This window comes from Streptomyces sp. NPDC021115, from assembly GCF_044333065.1.
GTDB lineage: Bacteria > Actinomycetota > Actinomycetes > Streptomycetales > Streptomycetaceae > Streptomyces.
In genome coordinates this window covers 1-1,159 of sequence record NZ_JBIRQF010000068.1, presented here as the reverse complement: position 1 = coordinate 1,159, position 1,159 = coordinate 1, and the positions used below count along the sequence as shown (strand labels likewise).

General features: G+C 69.5%; 1 protein-coding gene. It reads left to right on the top strand.

What is annotated here, in order from left to right:
* Positions 1-27 precede the first annotated feature (27 nt).
* Positions 28-1,159, top strand: a 1,132-nt coding sequence (locus ACH4TL_RS45815; protein WP_398332176.1) for a beta-ketoacyl reductase, incomplete at its 3' end; no start/stop codon positions are given.

Genomic DNA, 1,159 nt, shown 5'->3' with positions numbered 1-1,159 from the left:
GCGGTGGGTGTGGCGGGTGATGCCGAAGTGAGTGATCCGGCTGGTGCGGCGGTGTGGGGGTTGGTGCGTTCCGCGCAGGTGGAGAACCCCGGTCGTGTGGTGTTGCTGGATGTGGATCAGGACGAGCCGTCCGATGAGCTGATCGCGACCGTCCTGGCCTCGGACGAGTCCCAGATGGCCGTACGGGCAGGCACCGCATACGCACCCCGGCTGGTGCGCACGACCGCGAAGAAGGCCGCGTCCGCATCCCCGTTGAACCCCGAGGGCACGGTTCTGATCACCGGGGGTACGGGGACTTTGGGCGGTGTGGTCGCCCGCCACCTCGTATCGGAGCACGGCGTACGCAACCTGGTGCTCGCCAGCCGCCGGGGCATGGCCGCGGCCGGGGCCGGGGAGCTGAACACCGAGCTGGAGCAGCTCGGTGCGAACGTCCGAGTGGTCGTGTGCGATGTGGCCGACCGTGAGGATCTGAGCCATGTGCTGGCATCGATCCCCGCGGATGCGCCGCTGACGGGTGTGGTGCACACGGCGGGTGTGCTCGACGACGGTGTGATCGCGAGCCTGTCGCCTGAGCGTCTGGGTGCGGTGTTCCGGCCGAAGGTCGACGCGGCGCTGATGCTGCACGAACTGACGCGTGACCTGGATCTGGACGCGTTCGTGGTGTTCTCCTCCGCGTCCGGCGTGCTGGGCGGTCCGGGGCAGGGCAACTACTCGGCGGCGAACGCCTTCCTGGACGCGTTCGCGCAGTGGCGTCGGGCGCAGGGGCTGCCCGCGGTGTCCCTGGCATGGGGCCTGTGGGGCGAGACCAGCGGCATGACCGGCACGCTCGACCAGGCCGACCAGGCCCGGATGGTCCGCAGTGGCATCAAGCCGCTGTCCAACGATGAGGGCATGGCGCTGTTCGACATCGGCCTCGGCGCCGAGGAATCGGCTTTGGTGCCGGTGAAGTTCGACGTCACTTCCCTTGCACACCACGCGGAGACGGGCCAACTGGCCGCGATGCTGCGTGGACTCGTACGCCAGCCGCGCCGCCGCACCGCAGGTACCGGCAACACCGCTACCGGCGACTCCCTGGCCGGTCGGTTGTCGGGGTTGTCGCGTGCGGAGCAGGGGCGGGTTCTGGTGGATGTGGTGTGTGGTGAGGTGGCGGTGGTGTTGG